1 protein-coding gene is annotated in these 459 nt (G+C 58.6%); it reads right to left on the bottom strand.

The genetic code is table 11. The features are described 5' to 3' along the window. The coding region (locus tag EN845_RS33880) for a GDP-mannose 4,6-dehydratase (protein ID WP_135931274.1) at nucleotides 1-459 on the bottom strand (459 nt) is incomplete at both ends.

The raw sequence follows: 459 nt of genomic DNA, 5'->3' as shown, positions 1-459 counted from the left end.
CTGCAATCGTCGCGGCACGCTGGCTTCCGGCATTGTAGGCATGGCCGAATTTGAGTTCCGCCACGCCTGCGGTCAGGAATGCCGCGGCCGTGTCTTCGACAAAGGTTAGATCGCGGATAGGGCTCGTATCCCCGACCATAATAGCCGAACAGTTTTTGTCGAGGGCCTGCCTGATTATGGTCGGCACTATAGCCCTCTCGCTCTGGCGTGGGCCGTAGGTGTTAAATGGCCGCAGAGTTACGACGGGAACGTCAAATGACCTGGCATAGGCTTCGGCCATCATGTCGGCGCCGATCTTCGACGCAGAATATGGTGACTGGCCCTGCAGCGGATGAGATTCTTTGATAGGCATCGTCAGCGCGGTGCCGTAGACCTCGCTGGTCGAGGTGTGCACGACGCGTTCCGTATCCCACTGTCGCGCTGCCTCGAGAACATTCATCGTGCCCAGGACGTTGGTTT

The organism is Mesorhizobium sp. M8A.F.Ca.ET.202.01.1.1, assembly GCF_004791595.1.
Taxonomy (GTDB): Bacteria; Pseudomonadota; Alphaproteobacteria; order Rhizobiales; family Rhizobiaceae; genus Mesorhizobium.
This window is presented reverse-complemented; position numbering and strand designations above follow the sequence as displayed.